We start from the raw sequence: 24,055 nt of genomic DNA, 5'->3' as shown, positions 1-24,055 counted from the left end.
AAATGGCAGCTAGCGTTGAAACCTCTGAATATACATCCGCTTATGAGCGCCAATTGTCTTACAAAATAGGTGGTGTTGCACAACAAAAAGAAAAACTGCTCGAATACATTTTTACCAAGAAATCCTTATTTGGTTTTGTGAGTGAGCAAGAGCAAAACACACAAGGTATTCCATTTTCATTACTCGATTACATTGAGCTGGTGGATTGGAGCGGGCGCATTATACGAGAAGATAAACGTGGTGCTATTTCAGGCTCTCGACCTAGGTTATTATCAACATTAGGTTTAGATGATGATACCTGGTTATCACTAGCGAGCCGTTTCGGTAAAGATTATCACGGCGCAGTGGGCTCATTAGAAGCATTAGCCGCTTATGCTAGCCATACAGGAAAGCGTTGGATCGCAAGTAAAAACCAATTACGACGACCGCATTAATTAATTTTTATTATTTCAATCCGTTATTTTAAATGATTAGCTGAAGCTAATTTTTAGCTTGCGTGAAAAAGGAATCTTTCCCAAAAATTCAAAAACTAGTTCAGCATTTTCCCCATTAATATTAATAAATCAGAATATCTTAAGGATTGATTCAATGTATTGTTATTGGAAATAGTGTTATTTTGTAGTCTTAAATTAATGGCTGTCTATGAGTTAATGATATTGAGCGAGAGCTCTGGGATAGTATTGATGATCCTATTTATAATGATAAAGGAGGAATATTTGCCATTATGAGTAAGACAGTTATCCAGAATATAGTTTTCAGGGATTAGTTGGTACTGATTAACGTATATTGGAAATAAAGTTAAGAAACAACTTATGTCTATTTTGTGTCAATAGATAAATTATTTTACATAAGTCAAATTTAAATTAAAGGTGTTTATTAAACTAATGCTAGATAAAAAAAGAAAAGAAAATCTATATTTTATTGGTGATATTCATGCCAGAGAAGATAAATTAAACGACGTATTAAAGGTTATTAATTTTGATACTAATAATTCAAGCTCATCTTGTGCTGGTGGGCAGATCGTTTTTATCGGTGATTTAATCGATAATCATCCAAAATACAGTAGCGCTCACTTAGCATTATTAAACCAGGTTGAATCTTTAGTTAACAATAATCATGCTTTTTGTATTATGGGTAACCATGAATTTAATGCTATTGGCTGGGCTACAAAGAAACAAAATGATGATTGTGCTCGACCTCACACTGAAAATAATTATAAACAACATAATGCCTTTTTAGACTGTGTAGAAGAATGCTCAAGCGAACATAAACGCTGGATTACTTGGTTTAAGTCATTACCACTATTTTTAGACTTTGGTTCAATTCGAGCTATTCATGCATGCTGGGATGAAGAAGCCATAAAGTGTATTACACCTTATTTGAACAAAGATAATAGTCTTAAAGAAGAACACTGGGAAAGCGCATTTGATGAAACACATGAGCTGTATGCATTGTGTGAAATCTTATTAAAATCACCTGAGCGTGATGCTGCTGAACCATTTGTAGATAAAACAGGTAAAACCCGCACTAAGGAGCGTATTCAGTGGTGGAATGATCCCGAGTACGCAGAGCCGACAATACCTACAGTGATTGGGCATTATACAATAACCGATTTATCAGGGTATGGGCTATCACAGCTTGGTTCTCCGATAACGTTATCTAACAAAGTGGTATGCGTAGATTATAATGCTGCAAAAGATCATAACCCGTTAGTTTGTTATCAATTTAATCAATCTACTTGCGGTAATACATCAAACCTGAGCAATGAAAATTTCCATTATATAAAGAATTAATTATTTTATATATTTGAAATGTTAGCGACTCTTATAAACGTAGAATTCATTGCGTTCTTTATGGGCTGTGGTGTTATACCCGTATTTTTCTACCAATCGAGAAATGAATGATTCGTAACTATCGAATCGTTCCCTTTCACATGAAAAGTAAAGGTATGTGACCTTATTAGCAAATAAGTATCTGATAAATTTTTCTATTTCAATTAATAGTGAATATGGGTTTATTTTACCGTGTAGGTTGTTGAAGCTTTTGTCGGGTTCATCGCCCCATTTAGCAAATGGGTCATACTCTTTATTGATTGTGTAGAATATTAGTTCACAGTTTTCTTGTAAAACGAGTGTATATTCTATGTCATCAACGTTAACTTTTTTTTCGTATTTCATAATAACTCCCAATTAAGCACTCATTATACTCAAAAATTTATTTGATTGATTCTATTTTTAAACCAGATAACTAAATCGTTATTATTTTAAAACAATAACTTGTATGCATTTAGAATGTGTTGCTCAGTCGTATTTAGTAATGAAATACTCTTCTTCATTTAATTATTAATTAAACAACGCAATATTGATTACCATTCAACTGATGTATAATCACAAGTCTAAATTTACACGCCAATATTATTAAAATAGGAACATTATCATGAGTTTATCACTAGAGGATCATATCAATGAGGTGTTATTCCAAGCTGATCTATTAAATACATGTTGTGTTGCCAATGAGGCGCATGATGAATACCAATATATAGCAAAAGATTTGCATGGTTATATTGAATGCAATGGTCACACTATATGTAAAGAGATGTTAGAAGAACTACTTCAAGAGTCGTTATCTTTAGAGGAAGATGATGACACGTTATTCAGTGTTTATGTCTCACAGACAAAATTTGATTGTGTAATTAATGAGTTAAAAGCGTATTTAATTACTCACTTTTCGAAGTGATTGGGTTTGTTATATTGAGGCATTTTTAATTTTAAACTATCGGTACATAGAAATAGACATTAAATGATCTGATTATTAGTACTCCAAAAATGACTCCAGCCTAATTGAATCAAATTATTATTGATTAAAAAATAGTTTATATGTCATTAAATACGAGGCTTTAAAATGAACCTTCAAAGTGAGCTTAAGTTAAAGCTGGCACATAGCAATTTTCAAGACATTGCACAATTAATGGGGTATTCAAAAAAAGCCAAAATTAAAGCGGCAATCCGTATTGATAGTGTGCTTTCAGATCCCCAATTAAATTTGTATGCAGGCGCTTTTGATTTTAAATTCAGTAACAGACAATTTTTAGATAAATTATGTGAAGTAGTTGAAATTGACATTAAGCAGTTTCAAACTGAGATTGTTGATATTCATTTAGCTGACGAAAAAATGAAAAACCGTTTTCAGTCATATGTGTTTATTGATACTGGATTCAAACGAGAAGGACAGCCTGTATGGATGCTGTCTATGTTTGAGCCAAGGCGATATATACAACTAGAATATGAAGTTCAGATGTTACCCGCCCATAAACAAATAACCCTCGTTCGATCACTAGTAAAACAACATTATATCGATTGTGACGGTACTTTAAAGTTATGGGGGGATATACAGCGTTATATCTTCTTTTATACTGAAGGTTGTAAATTAGCATTGAGTGTAGACGGTGTTGTATTAGAAGATGAGCCTAATGTTAATATAGCTAAAGCTTCGCTAAGTATTAATCATACTAATTTAACAAAGACTTTAGTTAGTAAATAATTATTAGGCATATACAAAAAATACGGGTAGTTTTAATTTAGTCTTAGAGGTCATTATTATGTTTAACGTCTTATATATCCACGGTGCATTAAGTCAATTTGATGCGAATAATGAAAGAATTAAAAACATAGAGAAATTAGTCGTGTTAGACCACAATACTCAAGTTTTTGGTATTGATTATAAATTATCGGATAGCTTTGAAAGCATCAAAGCGAAAGCATATGCTGCATTGATTAAACATGATATCGATGTGGTTGTAGGTTGTTCTTTTGGTGGTTTTTTAGCAAGTCATGTTGTTGAAAACCTCTCAGTTAGCTGTGTAGTTATTAATCCAGTTTTATCTGCTAATACTATGTTTAGTCGCTACGATGACATTAACAATGACTTCATTGGTAAAGAAATTAATACCGACAGTGTTAATTATGTGTTTTTGGGAGATGAAGATAAAATTATCAACCCAATTAGTAGCTACCATTATTTTAAATCTCGTGATGTTGGTGTTGAAATTGGGCACGGTGACCATCGATATATTAATGTCAACATTAACGATAAATTAAAAGAATTATTTTGTAACGATATGGGGAATTGTTGGGAGAATGCTGATTAAAATACTGTGGATTTTAAAAAATTTTCATTCACGTTTTAATCATGTATGGCAGTTAATCTCTCCTAAAATACAAACCTATAACCCGATACTATACTTTGTATATCTATCTTGAATCTGCCAAGTCATCATTATGCAGTAATTTTCTCTCACCCATTCAAGTTATTTTACGAATTAACATTTTCTAGTTAAGTGGCTGTTAATATTGAGTTTATTTGATGTTTTGTGTATGAAGGTAGTGTAAGTTTTGAATATTGAAGTCTATTTTCAACACTTACAGGATGTAAATGAAATTAATTGATCAGATAATAAATTAAATCACTAAGTGACGTGATTGCGCGCCATATCTAGTTGACAATCTTTAATGGTTTTAAGCCTGTTATAGAATTAGAACCATTAGAGGCTTCTGAAATATGTTTACTCCACCAATTCATTATAACTTTACGGCATTCAAGATAATCAGTGCGGTTGTAAGCGCTTCTTACTTTATTTTTACCTACATGTGAGAGTGCTGCTTCAATGACGTCTGCATCAAACCCTTGCTCATTCAATGTCGTACTCGCAGTCTTAAATTAATGGCTGTCTATGAGTTATATGAGTTATTCAAAAATAATTATAGGCTAAAATTAATTATGTCACTTCCCAAATTATCAGATTAGGAAGTTGTTAGGCTGGTGTCATAAGGTCAAAATGAAAGTAAACTTTTCGGTGTTTTTTTTGATTTATATTGCTATCAAATAATATGTTAGAAACTTTATCTACACACAATCTTTGGCACATCTTGCCAGCTAGTTGTATATTGTGGTGTTAAAAACTCTCTTCGCATACTCCATTTTTCATCTAACCCCTGGCTTGCATAATGCAAAGTATCTGAACCGTATTTATTATTTATATTATCGAGTAGTTTCATTACTGGGGCATCAGTTTTGTGAGGATTAAATAACTCATATTGTTGGTAGCGTTCACTGGTCAAGTCGAGTAATCCAACACCTATTTTATAATACTGAACTCCTGGCATATAAAGAGCACTCATTGCTTCACTAATGGCTTGGATTAAATCTGCTGTACTATTGGTTGGTGGCCTGAAATGTTTAATGATTTTAAAACTGCGCGGTTGTTTATCGAAAGGGCTATTTGCTGTAAAAACGATGAATGCCGCACAAAGTAACCCTTGTTTTCTTGCCTTAGCTGCTGCAATTGAGGCATGTTTAACGAGTGCTTGCTTCAATGAATCAATATCTACAATACGAGTTCCTAAGCTCCGGCTTGAGAATATTTGCAGCTTGTCTGCTCGTGTTTGATCCCAACATTTACATTGTTCACCGCTCAACTCTTTAATAGTGCGTAATAGCTCTACATTAAAGTGTTGTTTTATTTGATGTGGTTTTATGTACATCAACTCGGCTATATTATGAATGCCATATGCTTGTAACTTTTTAACTGTTTTACGACCAATACCCCATACATCGCCAGTAGACAGCTTTTCTAAAAGCTGTTTCTGGGTATCTGTTTTATTTAATGAAGAAAGGCTCTCTAGTAAATAAACACCTTTGAATTCAGGTAATCGTTTTGCTATATGATTCGCTAGTTTTGCTAAAGTTAAAGTCGGGCCTAAACCAACGCACACAGGTAATCTTGTTTCTTTCCATACTGCTTTACGTATTTTTTGTGCATGTTCAATTAGGCAAGGAATACTTTGCATATAATGTTCAAATGAGAGAAATGACTCATCGATAGAGTAGATATGTTGTTGTGGTGCATAACGGCCAATTATTTGCATCATTTTATTGGAAAGATCGCCATATAGCTCATAGTTAGAAGAGCAAACAATGATTCCTTTCTCTTTACAAAGTTGCTGTACTTTAAAATAGGGCTGAAACTTTGTAATGCCTAACGAGATAGCTTGTTTATTAGCAGCAACGATACAGCCATCATTATTCGATAGAACAATAATAGGTTTACCACGCCATTCAGGGCGAAAGACTTGCTCTGCGCTACAATAGAATGAATTTGCATCCACTAATGCAAACACTAAGTGTTTTGTTCTAAAAGGTGGCTTGGTCGATGGCATCTAATTGAACGGATCACTACACCTTCAATAGTAAACTGGTCGTGCGTGGTGATTGGTACATCTTGAAATTTTTTATTCGCGGAAAGTAGCATTCGATTCTGTGTGTCTATAATCTTACAGATAAACTCGCCATTAAGATTGGCAACAATCACATCTCGATTTTTAGCTTGAATATGACGATCAACAATTAAAATATCTCCATTGAAGATCCCAACACCTTGCATTGAATGACCATCGGCTTTTCCAATAAAAGTCGCACTTGGATGTTCGATAAGTAAAGCGTCTAGACTTAACGGAAGTTGTAGGTAGTCGCTGGCAGGTGACTCAAAGCCTGTAATACCAGCACTTGCTGTAATAGGAATGAATTTCATAATATAATTTAACTGTATATAAACACAGTTAAATTATAATTGGAAAATTAATAAACACAAGAAAAAACGACTAGTGTTCTAAAGAGAACTAGTCGTTATATTTTTTGTTTTGTAATTTATACAACAAGAATAGGCAAATATTTTATTCTTATCATTGAATTAAAGATTTATAGGCATCCTCAATAGTATCACTCCAGCAGTTCATTATATCTTTTCTGTTTTCGTAAAAATCAGGTCTGTTATTTTGCAGTTCTTAATGCCTGTAATCCAGTTATAGAATTAGAACCATTAGAAGCTTCTGAAATATGATTACTCCACCAATTCATTATAACTTTACGGCGTTCAAGATAATCAGTGCGGTTGTAAGCGCTTCTTACTTTATTCTTATCTACATGTGAGAGTGCTGCTTCAATGACGTCTGCATCAAACCCTTGCTCATTCAATGTCGTACTCGCTAAAGCTCGCAAACCATGGGATGTTTGTCGTCCTTTAAATCCCATTCTTTCTAGTGCTTTATTTGCGGTTTGACTATTAATGTGATTTTTAATAGTTCGACTACCAGGAAATAAAAATTCACTTTCAGGGGTTATTGATTTTATTGTGTGTAATAGATCTAGAGTTTGTTCTGTAAGAGGAATTGTATGTGGCCTGCCTTTTTTCATTCGCTCAGCTGGAATACTCCAGAGCATATTATCGGTATCAATTTCATCCCAGCGAGCGCCTGCAGTCTCCGAAGGGCGTGTCATAGTATGCAATTGCCATTCAATGACACTACGAGTAAGCAGTTTGATGCTGGCATAATTTAAAGCTTTCATTAATTCTGGTAATTCTTCTGGTTTTAATGAAGCTTGATGGGTTACTTTTGCCATAGCGAATGCTTTACTGATACTCGCTAATTTATTATGTTCGATGATGCCAATATTCATTGCAAAGGTCATTATCTCATTTAGATTACGACATATTCTCCCTACAGTTTCTAGTTTGCCTTCATTGGCTAAAGGTTGAAGTATTTTTATTGTTTGCGGAGCGGTTATTTCTTTAATTGGATACTTACCCATATAAGCTAATAAGTATTTATCGAGTCGTTGTTTAAGTTTTTTTGCTGTTAGTTCTTTAATGCTTGTTTGTTTGACTGAAAACCAATTATCAAACACAACTTGTAGCGTATTAGAGAATTCTGCTTGCTTAGACTTGAGAGTTGATTCTCTATGCTCTTTAGGATCTATATCTTCAGCTAGTAATTGTCTGAATTCGAGAGCTTTAGTTCTTGCCTTTGCTAAGGGTAGGTCAGGATAACGACCTAAAGAAATATTTGCTCTTTTTTTAGTGATAGGACGTTGATAGTTGAACAACCAAAGTTTGGTACCTGTAGGTTTTATGCGTAAAACTAAACCGTTACCATCGTATAAGTTATATTCTTTGCTTTTTACAGGAGCAGCTTGAATTTGAGTTGCAGTTAAAGGTTGTGTTGTATTAACCATTTAAACAATCTCTATTTAATGTTTTCTACCGTGTTTCAATGATGAATATCATGTTGTAATCAGTGTTTCATTAAATTGTGGATTTTACAAGATGAAAAAAGACGTTGTAACGTTGAGTTTTATGTTGAAGAGTATTAATAAAGGGTTTTTAAAAAATTAATACGTTATAGGATGTTCTAACATTAAAAAGTGGTGCTCGCTACTGGACTTGAACCAGTGACCTACGCCATGTCATGGCGGCACTCTACCAACTGAGTTAAGCGAGCTTATATAGAAGCTGTTGAAAGCGAAGTGATTTTGCTGCATATCGATGACGCTGTCAATAAAACTTTGCTAACATTAGTTTGTTTGATGTATTTTTGTGCACTGTGGTGATTAAGTGTTTATTTATGCTCCGTTTTTTGTAGTTTTGCTGCTTCTTGTTTAGTACGTTCAATCAATTTTGGTATTTCAGAAATAAGTTGTTCATAAAAACTGTTTAATTTTTTATAGAATACGGCCATTAATAATATACCAGCGACGAAAGCTAAAATAACTAATAGGCCTAAAATGGATAAACCACGTTCTTGGTAACTTTGGATTAAACTTAATATACGATCTTGCTCTAATGTCACACGTATATAACCAATCTTAGTGTCTTCAGAGTACAGTTCGGCAATATAGGGGATAACGCCTTCTGCATCATCACTTTCTTTGTCGCCAAGTTTTAATAGTATTGGGAGAGGTAAGGTTTCTTTTGATTGGTATATGATTTTACCGAATTCATCATAAATGGTGGCATCTCTTACGATTGGGTCGCCGCTTAGGTCATCAATTAATAGTTTTAGGTCTTTTTCTTTCTTTTGAGATAAGTAACGAGATGCCTCTGCGGCTGCTAGGTTCGTTAAAGAATAAGAAAATTTTTCGGTTTGTTGATAACGCACTGCATTAGATTCATTTTGTAAGGTTATGAATTGGTAAGCAATAACGGCGAATAATGCGAGTATTGCTATTATTTGTAATGTACGTGTAAACCAAAAAAACTTATTACTCATATGCTTTACCTTCCAGTTATTCTATCTATGCTTGCATTATAAATTAGCAATCGCTATCTTGTGAGTCTTATTTTTATCACAGAATTTACAGCAATTAACCCATAGGCATATTACAGTGGAAACTACTATAGCACTTCAACTTCCTACACACTCTCTTTCAATTATGCAATGGCATTCTGATTTACAATCAGAGTTTGAAAATAAACATGCATTGTTCTTAATTAATGATGAACTTGATACGGCATTTCTACCTGAATCTGAATTAGTGTTAATGGGTAAAGGCTTGAATACAGACTTGTTAGTCGACTTAACTTTATTACTCGTTAATAACGACGTTACCCAAGTTAAATTAATGCATTTAGGTTCTGTTGAAGGCGTTGATTTTATTCGACTATCTCTTAATCAGTCAGAAATGAATTTAAAAGAAAATATTCAGTTATTTGCTAGTGAAAAGGGCTGTGATATTGCATTAGTGGCTAAGTTACCCGATTTTAGTCTGCCTGGTTTGGTGTTGTTAGATATGGACTCCACACTTATTCAGATGGAGTGTATCGATGAAATCGCGCGTCTATATGGTGTTGGAGAGCAAGTTTCTGCCGTTACAGCAGCGGCCATGCGCGGTGAATTAGACTTTAATGAAAGTTTACGTACTCGTGTTGGAAAATTAGCCGGGGCCCCTGAAAGTCTGATTAAACAAGTTGCAGACAATATGCCATTAATGCCAGGTTTAGTTGAACTGGTTAAAGGCTTAAAAGCCGCTCATTGGAAAGTGGCTATCGCGTCTGGTGGATTTACTTATTTTGCTAATAGATTAAAAGAAGATCATGGATTTGATGCGGCTTATGCAAATACGCTAGAGATCGTTGATAATACGTTAACAGGTCAAGTCACTGGTGAGATTGTGAATGCCGATGTCAAAGCGCGTACTTTAAAGGAATTAGCGACTCGTTATAATATTCCAATGTCACAAACGGTTGCTATTGGTGATGGTGCGAATGATTTGGTGATGATGGCCGCTTCATCTTTAGGTATTGCTATTCATGCTAAGCCGATTGTGCAAGAGAAAGCATCTGTTGCATTAAATAACTTGGATTTAGACGGTGCATTGTGTTTATTAAACGCGAGCTCAGTGTCTCATTAAAATTAGTTAAGGTTAAACAAGGGGAGCACTCAAGAGTGGTGAACCTTGTTTACTATTTTACTTTGATTATTTGCTTTAACTGTTTATGTAAATTACCTGTTTAAGCTGAGCATCTAAGAGACTAGTCTGAGGTGCCTATTTAATCTCATTTCTGGATAAGCAAAGCGAAACAGCACTGCTATTTCTGCGTTAAATTATCTCTCATTGCCCCGTTATTATTTCAATCATTCACCTTGAACTACCACCTTGAACTACCACCTTGAACTACCACCTTGAACTACCACCTTGAACTACCACCTTGAACTACGCAAAACTAACGGACTATATAACTGGGGAATATAATATAGCCCAAAAAATAGTCATAATTAAAAATAGCTGGAAAACATAATCTGATGATTTTAAATATAATTCTGCCTTTATTAAGCAGAATTTAAGTTAGCAAGCTAAATGACTAACCTCTGCTATCAATCTAAAATAATACCAGTCTTACCGACCTAAGCTTTAAAGTAAGCCACTCCTCCAAGTTAAGAACTTGAGTTAACAAATTAAATGGTCAATCTTAGCCATTTCCCTAAATGATATATGGCTAAGTTACCCTCCTAATATTTGTTCGGTACGATCTGTTATTTCAATAATTGCATTGATATTTAATATTTCATCTTCTATCCGTTTGCTTAAATGCATCGCATAACAAGAGATAACGTTTAATTCTGAGCTAATCACTTTTAAGCTAGGCGCTTCTATCGGTGTTAGACGGTAATGTAGTATTTGTAATTGATTTAGTTTTTTGTATTTTATTACAAAGTCTCTTTTACTCTGTTGAGATTCAAAATCTTCATCTAAATAACTTTCAATTGACCATTTATTACTGTCGTTTTGTATTTTGTTAATATAAATCGTTCGCTCAAAATTGAGAGGTTCTTGTTGTGTGCAAGCCGCCCTGAGCGGAGCCGTCAACAACCTATCTAATAGTCTGTTATTAGATAGAGCAATATGGTTGTTTTGATTCTCGCTTTGACACCCAAAGTTAAACAGTTGCTTTAATGCTTTAGAGTCTTCAGCGATTGATGAAAAACTGATTTTAGGTCGTCCATTTTGAGTCGATACATAAAAGAACGCTTGAGAGAGTGCAGATTCTGCAGCTTCATGTAAACGTGTTGTTACTGGCTGCTTGTGAGATTTAAGTGGGATCTCTTTAAAGTGTGTCGGGTTCTTGGCGACTAACGCTGAAAAGAACTGATGCATGGTCATATAGCTTTCACGAGATGCTATCTGTAGGTGATAAACACCTTTTGGACTAGATGAAATGACACGGTATTCTATATTCTTCAATATGAATTGCGTTGATATTTTTTGTAGGTCAAGAAAATCGATGGTGATCAAACTACGTCTAGTTAATAGCTTAGGTGTATCAAGTTGTATCTTTAAACCCGAATTAGAGAAATCAATAATTTTACCGGCTAAAGCGGCATTATTCGTATTTAAGGCTATCGAACTACTGTAACTATAGCGCTCTTCTTTACGTAATTCTTCAGGAAATAAATCATAAATAGGTGTAAAACCTGCTTCTTTTTCACGATGCACATATTTGTTTAATAGGTTTGGATTACCTTTTTCTGAACGTGTATCGATCTTTATTATTTCTTTGGTTGAGATTGACGTTAACGTGGCTAGATGCGTTATATCATTAAATATTTGTGGGCGTATATCTGTTAATTGGTAACTTTTAATCGCTTGATATGTGTAGCTTTGCAATGTGAGGTGATAACAGCGCCAGTTTGCTTTAGTTCTACCATATTCAATGAATAAATGTTTTAAATTATCTTGTTGTAATTCTTCTTCGGTCGCAGACAAGAGAAACTCTTCACCTTCAGTAATATAAGTAAAGCTATAAACGGTTGTCATCAATTTAGGGTTTGCGAAAGAGAGTAATTTTGCGAGTCGGGATTCGCTGAATAAAAAAGGCAGTTGATTGGTGTTCTCACAACGCCAATCATTCAATATGTCTTTATTCACTGCGTTTCTTAACATAAATAAAATAGGTTTATTGCTATTGGCATTAAGATAAATAGGTAAACTATTCATTGCCATTAATGTGCTGTTTTTTAGTGACTTTTCACGAGCTAGGCGAAAATAATAAAGCACATCTAGTTTATATTTATGTTGGTTCGCTTTGATGAATGATTTAATGAATTGAACGAACTCTGGTTTGTCATCTTCAAGGTTTAGGTAGAGATAAAATCCTGTTTTTTCTTGTTGTTGTTTGACTAAACGATAATTGATTTTTTGATCCGTTATCGCTTTATCTTTATATTCTTTACTCAGCGTTGTAAAACTCACTTGTATGAATTGTCCGTCAAGATGGCTTCGCTGCTCTAGTAGTTTTATTTTTAAACCAGAGATAGAAATATTAGATGTTGTTGCTTGATAAACAACACCATCTTCAAAAGTGATTTCTATTTTTGAAACAAAAAACATGCGTGCGGCTGTTTGTTTACGATGATTATTTAATTGAATATTTTCAGTTATATTTTGGTTGATATCTGTGGTGATTTTTTGTGTTGCTTCTGTGCTTTGTTGTTTTAATTTTTGCACATAATCTAAAACTTGTTCGTAAGCCCCAATAGTATACCCACCATATAACTTAATCGCTGCCGCTAATTCTTTATCAGCAGCGGTTGTTAGGTAGTGAGTTAAATTGAAATAGGTATATTGTGCCGTTTTATCAATCACTTTTTCACGTAGATCGATAATTCGTGTGCAAGGGGTTGCAATGCGGCTTATTTCCATTTTAATTAAAAATTTATCACTATTACTTTCACCAAAAAAAACCTTATCAATCATGCTATTAAAATCAGCACTATTATAAAATGGTATTAAGGTTTCGATTTGTGATTGGTAATCCTTCACGTTCATAAATGGGAAAGTCTCGTGTTGTTGATAGAATATTGCCAGAATGAATTAGCATAGCTTAATCAAACCATTTTAAGTCTTAGTGGCAATAAGTCACTTATTTATCTAGATTTATTAGTTGTTTACCACATTAAATCATCAGGAATTGCGAACTCTGCATAAGGATCATCTTCATCATTCTTAGATTCAATATCAGTTTGGTCGTGTAATGCAACTAACACTGACTCATCAATAGCACGTAATTTTTCGGCTGCTTCTTTATTGATAAGGTAAAATTCTTCATTTAAGACACAAATAGCGAAGGCACCTTTGATTAGGCCTCTTTGGATCTCTGGTTTAACTGCAATACGCTTTACTTTATTGTCATAAGTAAAATGATAGTCTAATTCACCTTGATAATCCTTTTCACAATGCTGAGCAATCATTTGTATTAACTTTCCATGCGCAGCTCGTATTGCTAGTTCTTGTTGAGTTTGCTGATTATTTTCAAGATCTTTTTGTTTTTGTTGTTCAGCTTTTGCTTGTACAGCAAGTTGTACGTCTGAGATGACAACCGTGCCTTTTTTCTTTTTTTGTTTTGCTTGGCGGCGTTTATCGGTTTGTGCTTGCTTTGCTTTTTGTTTATTAACTAAACCTGAGTTCATTAATTGATCTTGTAATGAAGCCATATTAAAACCCTTTAGTGATGATATATATAGGTTTTAGTTTATCACACTATATTATTCGAAATATCGACTTTGTTATTAAAATGGTTTAGATTGAAATAACGTATACAGGATGTACACAACGATAAAAGGAGCTGACTATGTTAGAAAATCTACAAGTAAAGCAATTCATGACCGGTAAAAATATCGCGTTTACTAAAGAGATGAATTTACAAACTGCAGTGGAAAAATTATTAGCCTCGAATCTCATTGGTGGGCCGGTTGTTAATGAGTCAGGACACGTTGTTGGCTGGTTATCCGAGCAAGATTGTTTAGCTAAAATTATTGAAGCGAGTTATTACAGTGATCATTCTGCACTAGTTGAAGATGTTATGTCTGACTCTCCCTTAAGTATCCCTTCTACCCTTAGTATTGTTGATTTAGCACAAAAAATGATACACGAAAAACCAAAGATGTATCCGGTATTAGATGAAGATAATATTTATGTTGGATTAATCACACGTAAAATGGTGTTAGGTGCAATGAAAACGCAGCTATAGTTTTTTACAGCACTAATAATGCCGTAAAAAGTCAGATGAAAATTAAATCGCTTATAAAAATGTGTCACTTTTTGCACATTTGAGCGATTAACTATTTAGCTACTTGTTTGTTTTTTATTCAATATGGCAGTGTTGTCTATTTGTGTTTGTTCAGATTTAGATTCTAATTTAAACCTGACTGAGCATAAATCCTCAACTAGAAACATTAAAGCAATGTAATTATTTGTTTATCCCAGCAACTTTTGTCGATGACCATGTTATTTGTTTGTTTTAATTGTTGAATGAAGTTGTCTCTTGTATTCGCTATTACGCCTAGGCTTGCTAAATGAGAAGTCATCATTTGACAGTCAACGACTTGACCTTGGTAAGCACTGAAGTGTTTACATAAGGCGATGAAAGCTAATTTTGAAGCATTAGTGTGACGATGAAACATCGATTCGCCACAAAATACGCCACCCATGTTGACGCCATATAAACCCCCAACTAACTTGTCTTTATCCCAGACTTCAATTGAGTGTGCAGAGCCTATTTGATGCAATGCAATATAAGCTTTTTTTATTATTGGGCTTATCCATGTGTCTGATTGTGTTTTACGCGGTAGGGCACAAGCATCAATGACATCTGAAAATGCATAGTTGATGGTAATCGTTAAAGTAGTTTGACGAATAAATTTCGCCATACTTTTACTTATATAGACTTCCTGAGGTTTTATTATCGCTCGTTCAATCGGGCTCCACCATAAAATAGGCTCACCTTCAGAAAACCACGGAAATATAGCTTGTTGATAAGCATTGAGTAAACGTGGAGTCGACAAATCGCCGCCAATAGCCAGTAAACCTTCAGGATCATCTAATGCATTTATTGGATCAGGAAAATCAATATTATCGTTAGATAATACACACAGTTGTTTTGTCATAATGTCTCTAAAGTGTTGTAACAATGGGTAACGACTAGTTACATTAATAAGATTTTTCGCACGTTTGTCATATCGGCTTACCACTAAGTGGTGCTGTTGTGTCTTGTTAAGTGCTTGTTCTATTAACAATAAGCCTAAGTACATTGAAAATAGTATAATAATGTACAGATAAAAGTAAATCATAACGGGTATCTGTTAATACTTTTCTTAGATCCAGCAGTAAGCGCTTAACTCAATTTAACTCAATTTAACTTAAATATAAGTTATCTTATCTTTAATTATTGTGTTTAAATTTCTTTTTTTGTAATAAAAAGTGAAGTGAGTACTGATGAGCGATGTTAATTATGAAAATTTGTTTGAAATTCTAAAACAAAAAGAAGACGTTAAAGGCAAAGTAACGATTATTTTAACCCCTGATTTAAGTATTCCAACACAAGACTTGATGATTAGACACCGTATTAAATTTGATCATATTGTTAACTTTAAAGAAATATCAGAATACATTCATTTTACAAATGTAAAAAAAGGTGGAGTGACCGCTTTCTTTACATTAAACAACGAAGATAAGGCTGTTGTATTCATTCAAAGTGAATTTATCCCGTACACTGCTGATCATCATGTACACATAATGAATGCCGCATATCGGTATGTTTTTCTCATAAACGAATTAGCGCATATCAGTGATGTTGAAAATAGTATCAATATTGATAGAGAAACTGAAAAAGGGGATTTATTTAAAGCTGAGATTTACGCCAAGGTGTGTACGTTGAAACATCTTACGCTTAAAAAATACACTTATGCACGAATGCTTTATGCGAATACGTTACTTAAGGTAGATGATGTTAACAATGATTATTACTTGAAGGTTCAAAAAGAAGTAATGAAGAAATATCCGAAGAAAAAGTTAATTCAATGGTCAAAGCAGCTAAGTTAAAAAAACCAACCCTCACGAATTAAGGTGAGGGTTGGTTTAGCATTTTATTACTATTTCTCTGGGTACGTTAAATCTACTTCACCAGTGTATAACTGACGAGGACGACCAATTTTCTGGCCTGGTTGATCTAACATTTCTTTCCAGTGTGAAATCCAACCAACAGTACGTGATACAGCAAAAATTACTGTAAACATAGTACGTGGGATGCCCATTGCACGTAAAACGATACCTGAGTAGAAATCTACATTAGGGTAAAGTTTTTTCTCGATGAAGTATGGGTCTTCAAGCGCAATACGCTCTAATTCCATTGCTACATCTAGAAGTGGATCGTCAATGTTTAACTCTTCAAGCACTTCATGACATGTTTTACGCATTACTGTTGCACGTGGATCATGGTTTTTGTAAACACGATGACCAAAGCCCATTAGACGGAATGGGTCATTTTTATCTTTCGCTCTTGCAACAAATTCTGGAATGCGATCGACAGAACCAATTTCTTCTAACATTTCTAAACATGCTTCATTAGCGCCACCATGTGCAGGACCCCATAGAGAAGCAATACCCGCTGCAATACATGCAAATGGGTTAGCACCAGATGAACCGGCTAAACGTACAGTAGACGTTGATGCATTTTGTTCATGGTCAGCATGAAGGATTAAAATTTTATCCATTGCGCTTTCTAAAACAGGGTTAACCACATATTCTTCACAAGGAATACCAAACATCATCTTCAAGAAGTTACCCGCATAAGATAATGTGTTATCTGGGTACATGAATGGTTGGCCTACAGAATATTTGTAACTCATTGCTGCCAGTGTTGGTACTTTTGAAATAAGACGAAATGCTGCTATTTCACGACATGATTCATTAGAGATGTCTAATGAATCGTGGTAGAACGCAGATAGTGCGCCAACAACACCAACCATGATAGCCATTGGATGTGAATCACGACGGAATCCACGGTAAAAAGCAACCAGTTGTTCGTGAAGCATTGTATGGTGAAGTACAGTATGTTTGAATTTTGCAAATTCTTCTGTGCTAGGTAATTGACCGTTTAATAACAGATAACAAACTTCTAAGTAATCTGATTTATCAGCTAATTCATCTATCGCATAGCCACGGTGTAATAAGATCCCTTTGTCACCGTCAATGTAAGTTATTGCTGACTCACAAGAAGCTGTAGCAAGGAATCCAGGGTCGTAAGTGAAGTAACCAGTTTTACCTAAGCTACGAATATCAATTACATCATTACCAGCTGATCCTTGGTGGATAGGTAGTTCTACAGGATCTTGACCTGGTAAATGAAGTATTGCGACTTTATCCGACATTATTCTCTCCCTTGACTTAAAATTATTTATACTCTTTTTTTTGATGGCATATTTTTACAGTCTAACATTGACCTTGTCAAATTTAACATTTCAACTTTGAGAGCTGAAGTTGTTAACAATTAAAATTACTCTGAACTCACATAAAGTACAATCAATAAAAAATAAAATTATCTCAATTAGCACTACAAGTCTGCCCGCGTCTCTGGTAATCTGGCAGGTGAGTGAGCTGAAATTTTTTGTGTTTATTTTATGTCTAATAACTCACAAATTTTATTTTTAATTGTGTTTGGTTCACAAAAGAAATATTTTACTTGTCACAAAGTGTTAACAATATGCTAACAATAGTGCCTGTGAAAACAACCCCTTACTTTTAGCCATTAATAAAGAGAAAAATTGTGCGCAAAGAGAGACCAAAAAATTTAGACCTATCCACGGTTAAATTTCCCATTACTGCTACAGCATCTATTCTGCATCGTGTTTCTGGGATTATCGTTTTTATTGCCTTGGCAATATTCTTAACCCTCCTAAACTGTTCGTTATCATCCGCTGAAGACTTTCAACATGTACAAGGTTATTTTGACTTGTTTATTGTCGAGTTTGTTTTTTGGGGATCATTAACAGGTCTTGCATACCACGCTGTATTTGGTATTAGACATATGATTCAAGATTTAGGGCATTGGGAAGAGTTAGAGAGTTCGGCATTAAGTGCAAAAGTTGGTTTTGCCATTACTGCTGTTCTGTCAATATTAGCGGGGATTTTAGTATGGTAAAGGTTGCAGGTACTTTTGGACGAAGTGGTGTGCATGATTACATTTTATTGCGTGCCAGTGCTGTCATTCTTCTAGCCTACATTATCTATATTGTAGGCTTTATCGTGTCTACTGATATTACTTATCAGGTTTGGACAGACTTTTTCTCTTTAACATTTACTAAGGTGCTAACGCTAATGGCGTTGGTTGCTATGCTTGTCCATTCTTGGATTGGTATTTGGCAAGTGTTAACAGATTACGTTAAATGTACGTTATTACGTGGCACATTACAGTTTGTATTAACGACTGTTGCATTTGCGTATGTTGTTTTTGGTTTTGTAATTTTGTGGGGTGTTTAAGGTGAGTTTACCTATTCGTGAATTTGATGCGATTGTAATTGGTGCTGGTGGTGCAGGTATGCGCGCGGCACTTTCTATTTCGCAGGAAGGAAAAAGCTGTGCGTTGATTACGAAAGTATTCCCAACGCGCTCACATACTGTATCAGCTCAAGGTGGTATTACTGTTGCTCTTGGTAATGCACATGCAGATAACTGGCAATGGCACATGTACGATACAGTTAAAGGTTCTGATTTCATCGGTGACCAAGACGCTATCGAATATATGTGTAATGAAGGCCCTGAAGCTGTTCGCGAATTAGAAAATATGGGACTACCTTTTTCTCGTTTTGAAGACGGTTCAGTATATCAACGTCCTTTTGGTGGCCAATCTAAAGAATTTGGTGGTGAGCAAGCGGCACGTACGGCTGCAGCAGCAGACCGAACAGGTCATGCTTTACTACATACGCTTTACCAACAGAATATTAAAAATAAAACAACTATCTTCTCTGAGTGGTATGCGCTTGATTTAGTTAAAAATGACGATGGTGATGTAGTAGGTTGTACTGCCATTGAAATTGAGACTGGCGAAGTGTGCATGTTTAAAGCGCAAGCGACAGTGTTAGCAACGGGTGGAGCAGGGCGTATTTATGCTTCAACTACTAATGCACATATTAATACTGGTGACGGTGTTGGTATGGCATTACGTGCTGGCGTGCCAGTACAAGATATGGAAATGTGGCAATTTCACCCAACCGGTATAGCGGGTGCGGGTACATTGGTAACAGAAGGTTGTCGTGGTGAAGGTGGTTACCTTCTTAATAAAGACGGCGAACGCTTCATGGAACGTTATGCACCGAATGCTAAAGATTTAGCCGGTCGTGATGTTGTTGCTCGTTCTATCATGATTGAAATTCGTGAAGGTCGTGGTTGTGAAGGTCCTTGGGGCACGCACATTAAATTGAAACTAGATCATCTTGGTAAAGATGTTTTAGAAAGTCGTTTACCAGGTGTTTGTGAATTATCTCGTACGTTTGCACATGTTGATCCAGTACATGAGCCGATTCCAATTATTCCAACTTGTCATTATATGATGGGTGGCGTTCCAACAACTGTTAATGGTCAAGCATTAAAACTTGATGCAGACGGTAAAGATGTCGAAGTGAAAGGGTTGTTTGCGGTAGGTGAAATCGCCTGTGTATCTGTTCATGGAGCTAACCGTTTAGGTGGTAACTCTTTATTAGATTTAGTGGTATTCGGTCGAGCTGCAGGTAAGCATCTTGGTAAAGTATTAAGTGAAGAAAATACGTCGAAAGCACCTACTGAAGAAAACATTGAAGCTGCATTAGAGCGTTATAATCGTTGGGAAAAAGGTGCAGGCACTGAATGTCCAAACGAAATTCGTAAAGACTTGAAAGAATGTATGCAGAATAACTTCGGTGTATTCCGTGACGGTCCTGCAATGGCTGAAGGTCTTGCTGAACTTGAAGCAATTCGTGAACGTCTTAAAAATGCAAAATTAAGCGATAAGAGCAGTGAGTTTAATACTGACCGAATCGAATGCTTAGAATTAGATAACTTAATGGAAACAGCGTTAGCAACTGCTAAATCTGCTAATTTCCGTACAGAAAGTCGTGGCGCACATAGTCGTTTCGATTTCCCTGACCGTGATGATGCGAACTGGTTACACCACAGTATGTACATTGCAGAAACAGAAAGTATGTGTAAACGTGACGTGAACATGGCGCCAGTACTACGTGAAGCTTTCCCACCTAAAGCGCGTGTTTACTAGAAGGTTTATAGATATGAATATTAATTTTTCGATTTACCGTTACAACCCTGATGTTGATGCTAAGCCTTATATGCAAGATGCATCATTAGACGTACCTGAAGGTTCTGACATGATGGTGCTTGATGCGCTTATCTTATTGAAAGAAAAAGATGCGTCACTTTCATTCCGTCGTTCATGCCGCGAAGGTGTTTGTGGATCTGATGGTGTTAATATGAATGGTAAAAATGGACTTGCATGTATTACGCCATTGTCTGATGTGTTATCAACAGGCAAAAAAGTAATTATCCGTCCACTACCTGGCTTGCCAGTGATACGTGATTTGGTTATCGATATGACACAATTTTATACTCAGTATGAAAAAGTGAAACCGTTTTTAATTAATGATGATCGTACACCGCCTGCAGGAGAGTTTAAACAATCTCCAGAAGAGCGTGAAAAACTTGATGGTTTATACGAATGTATTTTATGTGCATGTTGTTCAACCTCATGTCCTTCATTTTGGTGGAATCCAGATAAGTTTATTGGTCCAGCTGGTTTATTAGCTGCTTACCGTTTTCTTATTGATAGTCGAGATAGTGCAACTGAAGAACGCTTGTCGAATTTAGATGATGCTTTTAGTGTTTTTCGTTGTCACAGTATCATGAACTGCGTTAGTGTTTGTCCTAAGGGATTAAACCCTACCAAAGCGATTGGTAAAATTAAATCTATGTTATTACAGCGCGCTGTTTAATTTTTAACTAAACATTACTAATTAAGCAATTAATAAAAGTATAAGGAATGTTAATGCCAACTAATGTTATGGAAACTTGGTTAGCCTCATCGCATCTTTCCGGGGCAAATTCTACTTATATCGAAGATATTTACGAATTGTATTTAGAGGATCCACTTGCTGTGGACGCTAATTGGCGTGAAGTCTTTGATGAGTTACCAAGCGTGACTGATGCTCCTGAGGAGCGTCATTCAATTATCCGTGAACAGATGAAGCTTGCGGCCAAAGGCCCAAAATGTTTCACACCACCAGATGGTGCTGTTCACAATGATGCAAAACAAGTCAAAGTGTTACAATTAATCGGTGCTTATCGTAACCGTGGACATGAAATTGCTAACTTAGATCCTCTTGGTTTAGTTAAAACAGAATCAGTTAAAGAGTTAGACCCTTTTTACCATGAACTAACGGGTTCTGATTTAGATGCTAACTTTAATGTCGGTTCATTTGCTGCTGGCAATGAAACAATGGTATTAAAGGATCTTATTGCTTCACTTAAACGAACATATTGTGGTTCGTTAGGTGTGGAATATATGCACATCACTAATACTGATGAAAAGCGTTGGATCCAAAACCGTATTGAATCATGTGAAAGTCGTCCTTCATTCAGCAACGAATCTAAAAATCGTTTCTTAGAAGAGTTAACTGCAGCAGAAGGGCTAGAGCGTTATATTGGTTCTAAATTCCCTGGTGCAAAACGTTTCTCACTAGAAGGTGGCGACTCATTTGTTCCTATGCTTAAAGAAGTCATTCGACGTTCTGGTGAGCAAGGCGCACATGAAGTTGTTATCGGAATGGCTCACCGTGGACGTTTAAATGTATTAGTAAACGTACTTGGTAAGAAACCAACGGACTTGTTTAACGAGTTTGCTGGTAAGCATGCCAATATCGACGGTTCAAGCGATGTTAAATATCACCAAGGTTTTAGTAGTGACTTTAAAACGGCTAAAGGTAATGTTCATTTATCATTAGCATTTAATCCGTCACATTTAGAAATCGTTAACCCAGTTGTATTAGGGTCGGTTCGTGCTCGTCAAGAACGTTTGAACAGTATTGGTGAAAGTGTTTTACCTATTACTATTCACGGTGACTCTGCGATTGCTGGTCAAGGTGTTGTGCAAGAGACATTTAATATGTCACAAGCACGCGCTTTTAAAGTAAGTGGTACAATCCGTATCGTTATCAACAACCAAGTTGGTTTCACTACTTCAGACCCTCAAGATACTCGCTCTACACGTTACTGTACTGATATTGCAAAAATGGTCCAAGCGCCTATTTTCCATGTGAATGGTGATGATCCTGAAGCAGTTATGCAAGCGGCACATATCGCAATTGATTTCCGTAATAAATTCAAGCGTGATGTGGTTATCGATTTAGTTTGTTACCGTCGTCATGGCCATAATGAAGCTGATGAGCCGAGTGCAACACAACCAGTTATGTACCAAAAAATCAAAAAGCATCCTACGCCACGCGAAATCTATAGTAAGCAATTAGAAAGTGAAGGTGTTATTGCAGAGGGTTTTGCTAAGGAACTAGTTTCTAATTACCGTGATGCCTTAGATAATGGCGAATGTGTTGTTAAAGAATGGCAAGCAATGCAAGGTAATTCAATTGATTGGTCTCCTTACCTAAAACATGAGTGGCACTCATCATATGAAGCAGGCTTCCAGAAGCAGCGCTTAGTTGAGTTAGCTGAATCTATCAGCCATTACCCTGAAGAACAGAAACAACACTCTCGTATTGCTAAGATCTATAATGATCGTCAAGCAATGGCGCGTGGTGAGAAACTCTTAGATTGGGGGTTTGCTGAAAACTTAGCTTACGCAACACTGTTAGATTCTAAATACAATATTCGTTTAGTGGGTCAAGATTCTGCTCGTGGTACCTTCTTCCACCGTCATGCAGTATTGCATGAGCAAACAGAAGCTAAACGTTATACACCGCTTCAAAATATCTCTGATGATCAAGGTCACTTTGATGTTTATGATTCAGTGTTATCTGAAGAAGCAGTATTAGCATTTGAATACGGTTACTCTACTGGTGCACCTAAAGGTTTATGTATTTGGGAAGCGCAGTTTGGTGACTTTGCAAATGGTGCTCAAGTTGTATTTGACCAATTCTTATCATCAGGTGAGCAGAAGTGGGGCCGTATGTGTGGTCTTACTGTTTTATTACCGCATGGTTATGAAGGTCAAGGTCCAGAGCATTCATCAGCGCGTTTAGAACGTTTTTTACAATTATGTGCTGAGCATAATATGCAGGTATGTGTTCCTTCAACACCTGCTCAGGTTTACCACATGTTACGTCGCCAAGTGATTCGTTCAATGCGTCGTCCACTGATTGTTATGTCACCTAAATCATTGTTACGTCATCCATTAGCGGTTTCTAGCTTAGATGAATTAGCATCTGGTACATTCTTAAATGCAATTGGTGAAGTGGATGAGCTAGATCCAGAAGCAGTGACTCGTATTATTCTATGTAGCGGTAAGGTTTACTATGAACTACTAGAAAAACGTCGCGCTGAAGGTTTAAATCATGTCGCTATTATACGTATCGAACAACTTTACCCATTCCCAACTGATGAAGTAAATGATTTGCTTGAGCAGTATGCACATGTAACTGAGTTTATTTGGTGTCAAGAAGAGCCTCAAAACCAGGGTGCTTGGTACTGTAGCCAACATAACTTCCGTACTGTAATGCCTGAAGGCGCTACGCTGCAATATGCAGGTCGTGCAGCATCAGCATCAACGGCGGTAGGTTATATGTCTCTGCATGTTAAGCAACAAAAAGCATTAGTGAACGAAGCACTTGGTTTTGATGAACAGTAATCAACATTAAACCGAATTTATTGAATAAATATTATTATTGTAGGAAGC

General features: G+C 35.7%; 23 protein-coding genes and 1 tRNA gene. 13 read left to right on the top strand and 11 right to left on the bottom strand.

Going from position 1 to position 24,055, the window contains the following annotated elements:
* Positions 1-2 precede the first annotated feature (2 nt).
* Entirely contained in the window at positions 3-434 is a 432-nt protein-coding gene (locus Q0794_RS08675) for a hypothetical protein (RefSeq protein ID WP_298941324.1), read from the top strand.
* 450 nt (positions 435-884) lie between these two features.
* On the top strand, positions 885-1,793 hold the full coding sequence (locus tag Q0794_RS08670; protein WP_298941323.1) for a metallophosphoesterase: 909 nt from the start codon (positions 885-887) through the stop codon (positions 1,791-1,793).
* 21 nt (positions 1,794-1,814) lie between these two features.
* Here Q0794_RS08670 and Q0794_RS08665 read toward each other — a convergent pair whose 3' ends face one another.
* Positions 1,815-2,177 (bottom strand): hypothetical protein, encoded by a 363-nt coding sequence (locus tag Q0794_RS08665; RefSeq protein WP_298941322.1) that lies wholly within the window; start codon positions 2,175-2,177, stop codon positions 1,815-1,817.
* Positions 2,178-2,436: 259 nt separating this feature from the next.
* Between Q0794_RS08665 and Q0794_RS08660 the strand changes: the two genes are divergently transcribed.
* From Q0794_RS08660 to Q0794_RS08650, 3 genes are all read left to right on the top strand, one after another.
* Complete coding sequence (locus tag Q0794_RS08660; protein WP_298941321.1) at positions 2,437-2,736, top strand: hypothetical protein; 300 nt, start codon at positions 2,437-2,439, stop codon at positions 2,734-2,736.
* A gap of 165 nt (positions 2,737-2,901) precedes the next feature.
* The gene (locus tag Q0794_RS08655) at positions 2,902-3,540 is read left to right on the top strand and encodes a hypothetical protein (RefSeq protein WP_298941320.1); all 639 of its coding nucleotides are present in this window, start codon (positions 2,902-2,904) and stop codon (positions 3,538-3,540) included.
* A gap of 58 nt (positions 3,541-3,598) precedes the next feature.
* Positions 3,599-4,147, top strand: coding sequence for an alpha/beta hydrolase (locus tag Q0794_RS08650; RefSeq protein WP_298941319.1), 549 nt, complete (start codon positions 3,599-3,601; stop codon positions 4,145-4,147).
* A 344-nt stretch (positions 4,148-4,491) separates the two neighbouring features.
* Here the strand turns inward: Q0794_RS08650 and Q0794_RS08645 are convergent, their stop codons facing one another.
* The 6 genes from Q0794_RS08645 to Q0794_RS08620 all read right to left on the bottom strand — a co-directional run bounded on the left by Q0794_RS08645 (position 4,492) and on the right by Q0794_RS08620 (position 9,101).
* Positions 4,492-4,695: a hypothetical protein gene (locus tag Q0794_RS08645; protein WP_366522532.1), complete on the bottom strand. Its 204-nt coding sequence runs from the start codon at positions 4,693-4,695 to the stop codon at positions 4,492-4,494.
* Positions 4,696-4,898: 203 nt separating this feature from the next.
* Positions 4,899-6,176, bottom strand: a complete 1,278-nt coding sequence (locus Q0794_RS08640) for a Y-family DNA polymerase (RefSeq protein ID WP_298941376.1) — start codon at positions 6,174-6,176, stop codon at positions 4,899-4,901.
* The gene (gene umuD / locus Q0794_RS08635; RefSeq protein ID WP_298941318.1) at positions 6,176-6,586 is read right to left on the bottom strand and encodes a translesion error-prone DNA polymerase V autoproteolytic subunit; all 411 of its coding nucleotides are present in this window, start codon (positions 6,584-6,586) and stop codon (positions 6,176-6,178) included. Before umuD ends, Q0794_RS08640 begins: the two co-directional genes overlap by 1 nt.
* Before the next feature lie 239 nt (positions 6,587-6,825).
* Complete coding sequence (locus Q0794_RS08630) at positions 6,826-8,067, bottom strand: integrase domain-containing protein (protein WP_298941317.1); 1,242 nt, start codon at positions 8,065-8,067, stop codon at positions 6,826-6,828.
* 190 nt (positions 8,068-8,257) lie between these two features.
* Positions 8,258-8,333, bottom strand: a tRNA-Val gene (locus tag Q0794_RS08625).
* Between the two features lie 117 nt (positions 8,334-8,450).
* Complete coding sequence (locus tag Q0794_RS08620) at positions 8,451-9,101, bottom strand: AhpA/YtjB family protein (RefSeq protein WP_298941316.1); 651 nt, start codon at positions 9,099-9,101, stop codon at positions 8,451-8,453.
* Between the two features lie 115 nt (positions 9,102-9,216).
* Between Q0794_RS08620 and serB the strand changes: the two genes are divergently transcribed.
* Positions 9,217-10,242: a phosphoserine phosphatase SerB gene (gene serB, locus Q0794_RS08615; RefSeq protein WP_298941315.1), complete on the top strand. Its 1,026-nt coding sequence runs from the start codon at positions 9,217-9,219 to the stop codon at positions 10,240-10,242.
* A gap of 591 nt (positions 10,243-10,833) precedes the next feature.
* Here the strand turns inward: serB and Q0794_RS08610 are convergent.
* Both Q0794_RS08610 and Q0794_RS08605 read right to left on the bottom strand, forming a co-directional pair.
* Complete coding sequence (locus Q0794_RS08610; RefSeq protein ID WP_298941314.1) at positions 10,834-13,158, bottom strand: PilZ domain-containing protein; 2,325 nt, start codon at positions 13,156-13,158, stop codon at positions 10,834-10,836.
* Between the two features lie 119 nt (positions 13,159-13,277).
* On the bottom strand, positions 13,278-13,823 hold the full coding sequence (locus Q0794_RS08605; protein WP_298941313.1) for a DUF2058 domain-containing protein: 546 nt from the start codon (positions 13,821-13,823) through the stop codon (positions 13,278-13,280).
* Positions 13,824-13,960: 137 nt separating this feature from the next.
* On the opposite strand from Q0794_RS08605, the gene Q0794_RS08600 reads away from it, so the two are divergent.
* Positions 13,961-14,359: a CBS domain-containing protein gene (locus tag Q0794_RS08600; protein ID WP_298941312.1), complete on the top strand. Its 399-nt coding sequence runs from the start codon at positions 13,961-13,963 to the stop codon at positions 14,357-14,359.
* Positions 14,360-14,564: 205 nt separating this feature from the next.
* On the opposite strand, the gene aat is transcribed toward Q0794_RS08600, so the two are convergent.
* Positions 14,565-15,275, bottom strand: a complete 711-nt coding sequence (aat, locus tag Q0794_RS08595) for a leucyl/phenylalanyl-tRNA--protein transferase (protein ID WP_298941311.1) — start codon at positions 15,273-15,275, stop codon at positions 14,565-14,567.
* Positions 15,276-15,603: 328 nt separating this feature from the next.
* Here aat and Q0794_RS08590 point away from each other — a divergent pair, with 328 nt between their 5' ends.
* Positions 15,604-16,209 (top strand): hypothetical protein, encoded by a 606-nt coding sequence (locus Q0794_RS08590; RefSeq protein ID WP_298941310.1) that lies wholly within the window; start codon positions 15,604-15,606, stop codon positions 16,207-16,209.
* Between the two features lie 50 nt (positions 16,210-16,259).
* On the opposite strand, the gene gltA is transcribed toward Q0794_RS08590, so the two are convergent.
* Positions 16,260-17,537 carry a citrate synthase gene (gene gltA / locus Q0794_RS08585; protein ID WP_160061417.1) on the bottom strand — a complete coding sequence of 426 codons (1,278 nt, stop codon included), beginning with the start codon at positions 17,535-17,537 and terminating at the stop codon, positions 16,260-16,262.
* A gap of 395 nt (positions 17,538-17,932) precedes the next feature.
* Between gltA and sdhC the strand changes: the two genes are divergently transcribed.
* Genes sdhC through sucA form a run of 5 tightly spaced genes read left to right on the top strand, consistent with a single transcriptional unit; the run spans position 17,933 to position 24,007 of the window.
* The gene (gene sdhC / locus Q0794_RS08580; protein ID WP_366522531.1) at positions 17,933-18,307 is read left to right on the top strand and encodes a succinate dehydrogenase, cytochrome b556 subunit; all 375 of its coding nucleotides are present in this window, start codon (positions 17,933-17,935) and stop codon (positions 18,305-18,307) included.
* Positions 18,301-18,645, top strand: a complete 345-nt coding sequence (gene sdhD / locus Q0794_RS08575; protein WP_298941309.1) for a succinate dehydrogenase, hydrophobic membrane anchor protein — start codon at positions 18,301-18,303, stop codon at positions 18,643-18,645. The genes sdhC and sdhD overlap by 7 nt, the downstream gene beginning before the upstream one ends.
* A gap of 1 nt (position 18,646) precedes the next feature.
* Complete coding sequence (gene sdhA / locus Q0794_RS08570; RefSeq protein ID WP_298941308.1) at positions 18,647-20,413, top strand: succinate dehydrogenase flavoprotein subunit; 1,767 nt, start codon at positions 18,647-18,649, stop codon at positions 20,411-20,413.
* 13 nt (positions 20,414-20,426) lie between these two features.
* Positions 20,427-21,143 (top strand): succinate dehydrogenase iron-sulfur subunit, encoded by a 717-nt coding sequence (locus Q0794_RS08565; RefSeq protein ID WP_298941307.1) that lies wholly within the window; start codon positions 20,427-20,429, stop codon positions 21,141-21,143.
* Between the two features lie 53 nt (positions 21,144-21,196).
* A complete protein-coding gene (gene sucA, locus Q0794_RS08560) occupies positions 21,197-24,007 on the top strand; it encodes a 2-oxoglutarate dehydrogenase E1 component (RefSeq protein ID WP_298941306.1) in 2,811 nt (936 codons plus the stop codon).
* The last annotated feature ends 48 nt before the right edge of the window (positions 24,008-24,055 follow it).

Source organism: uncultured Psychromonas sp. (assembly GCF_947489755.1).
GTDB lineage: Bacteria > Pseudomonadota > Gammaproteobacteria > Enterobacterales > Psychromonadaceae > Psychromonas.
Note: the sequence above shows the minus strand (reverse complement) of the source record. Positions and strands in the feature narration are given on the sequence as shown.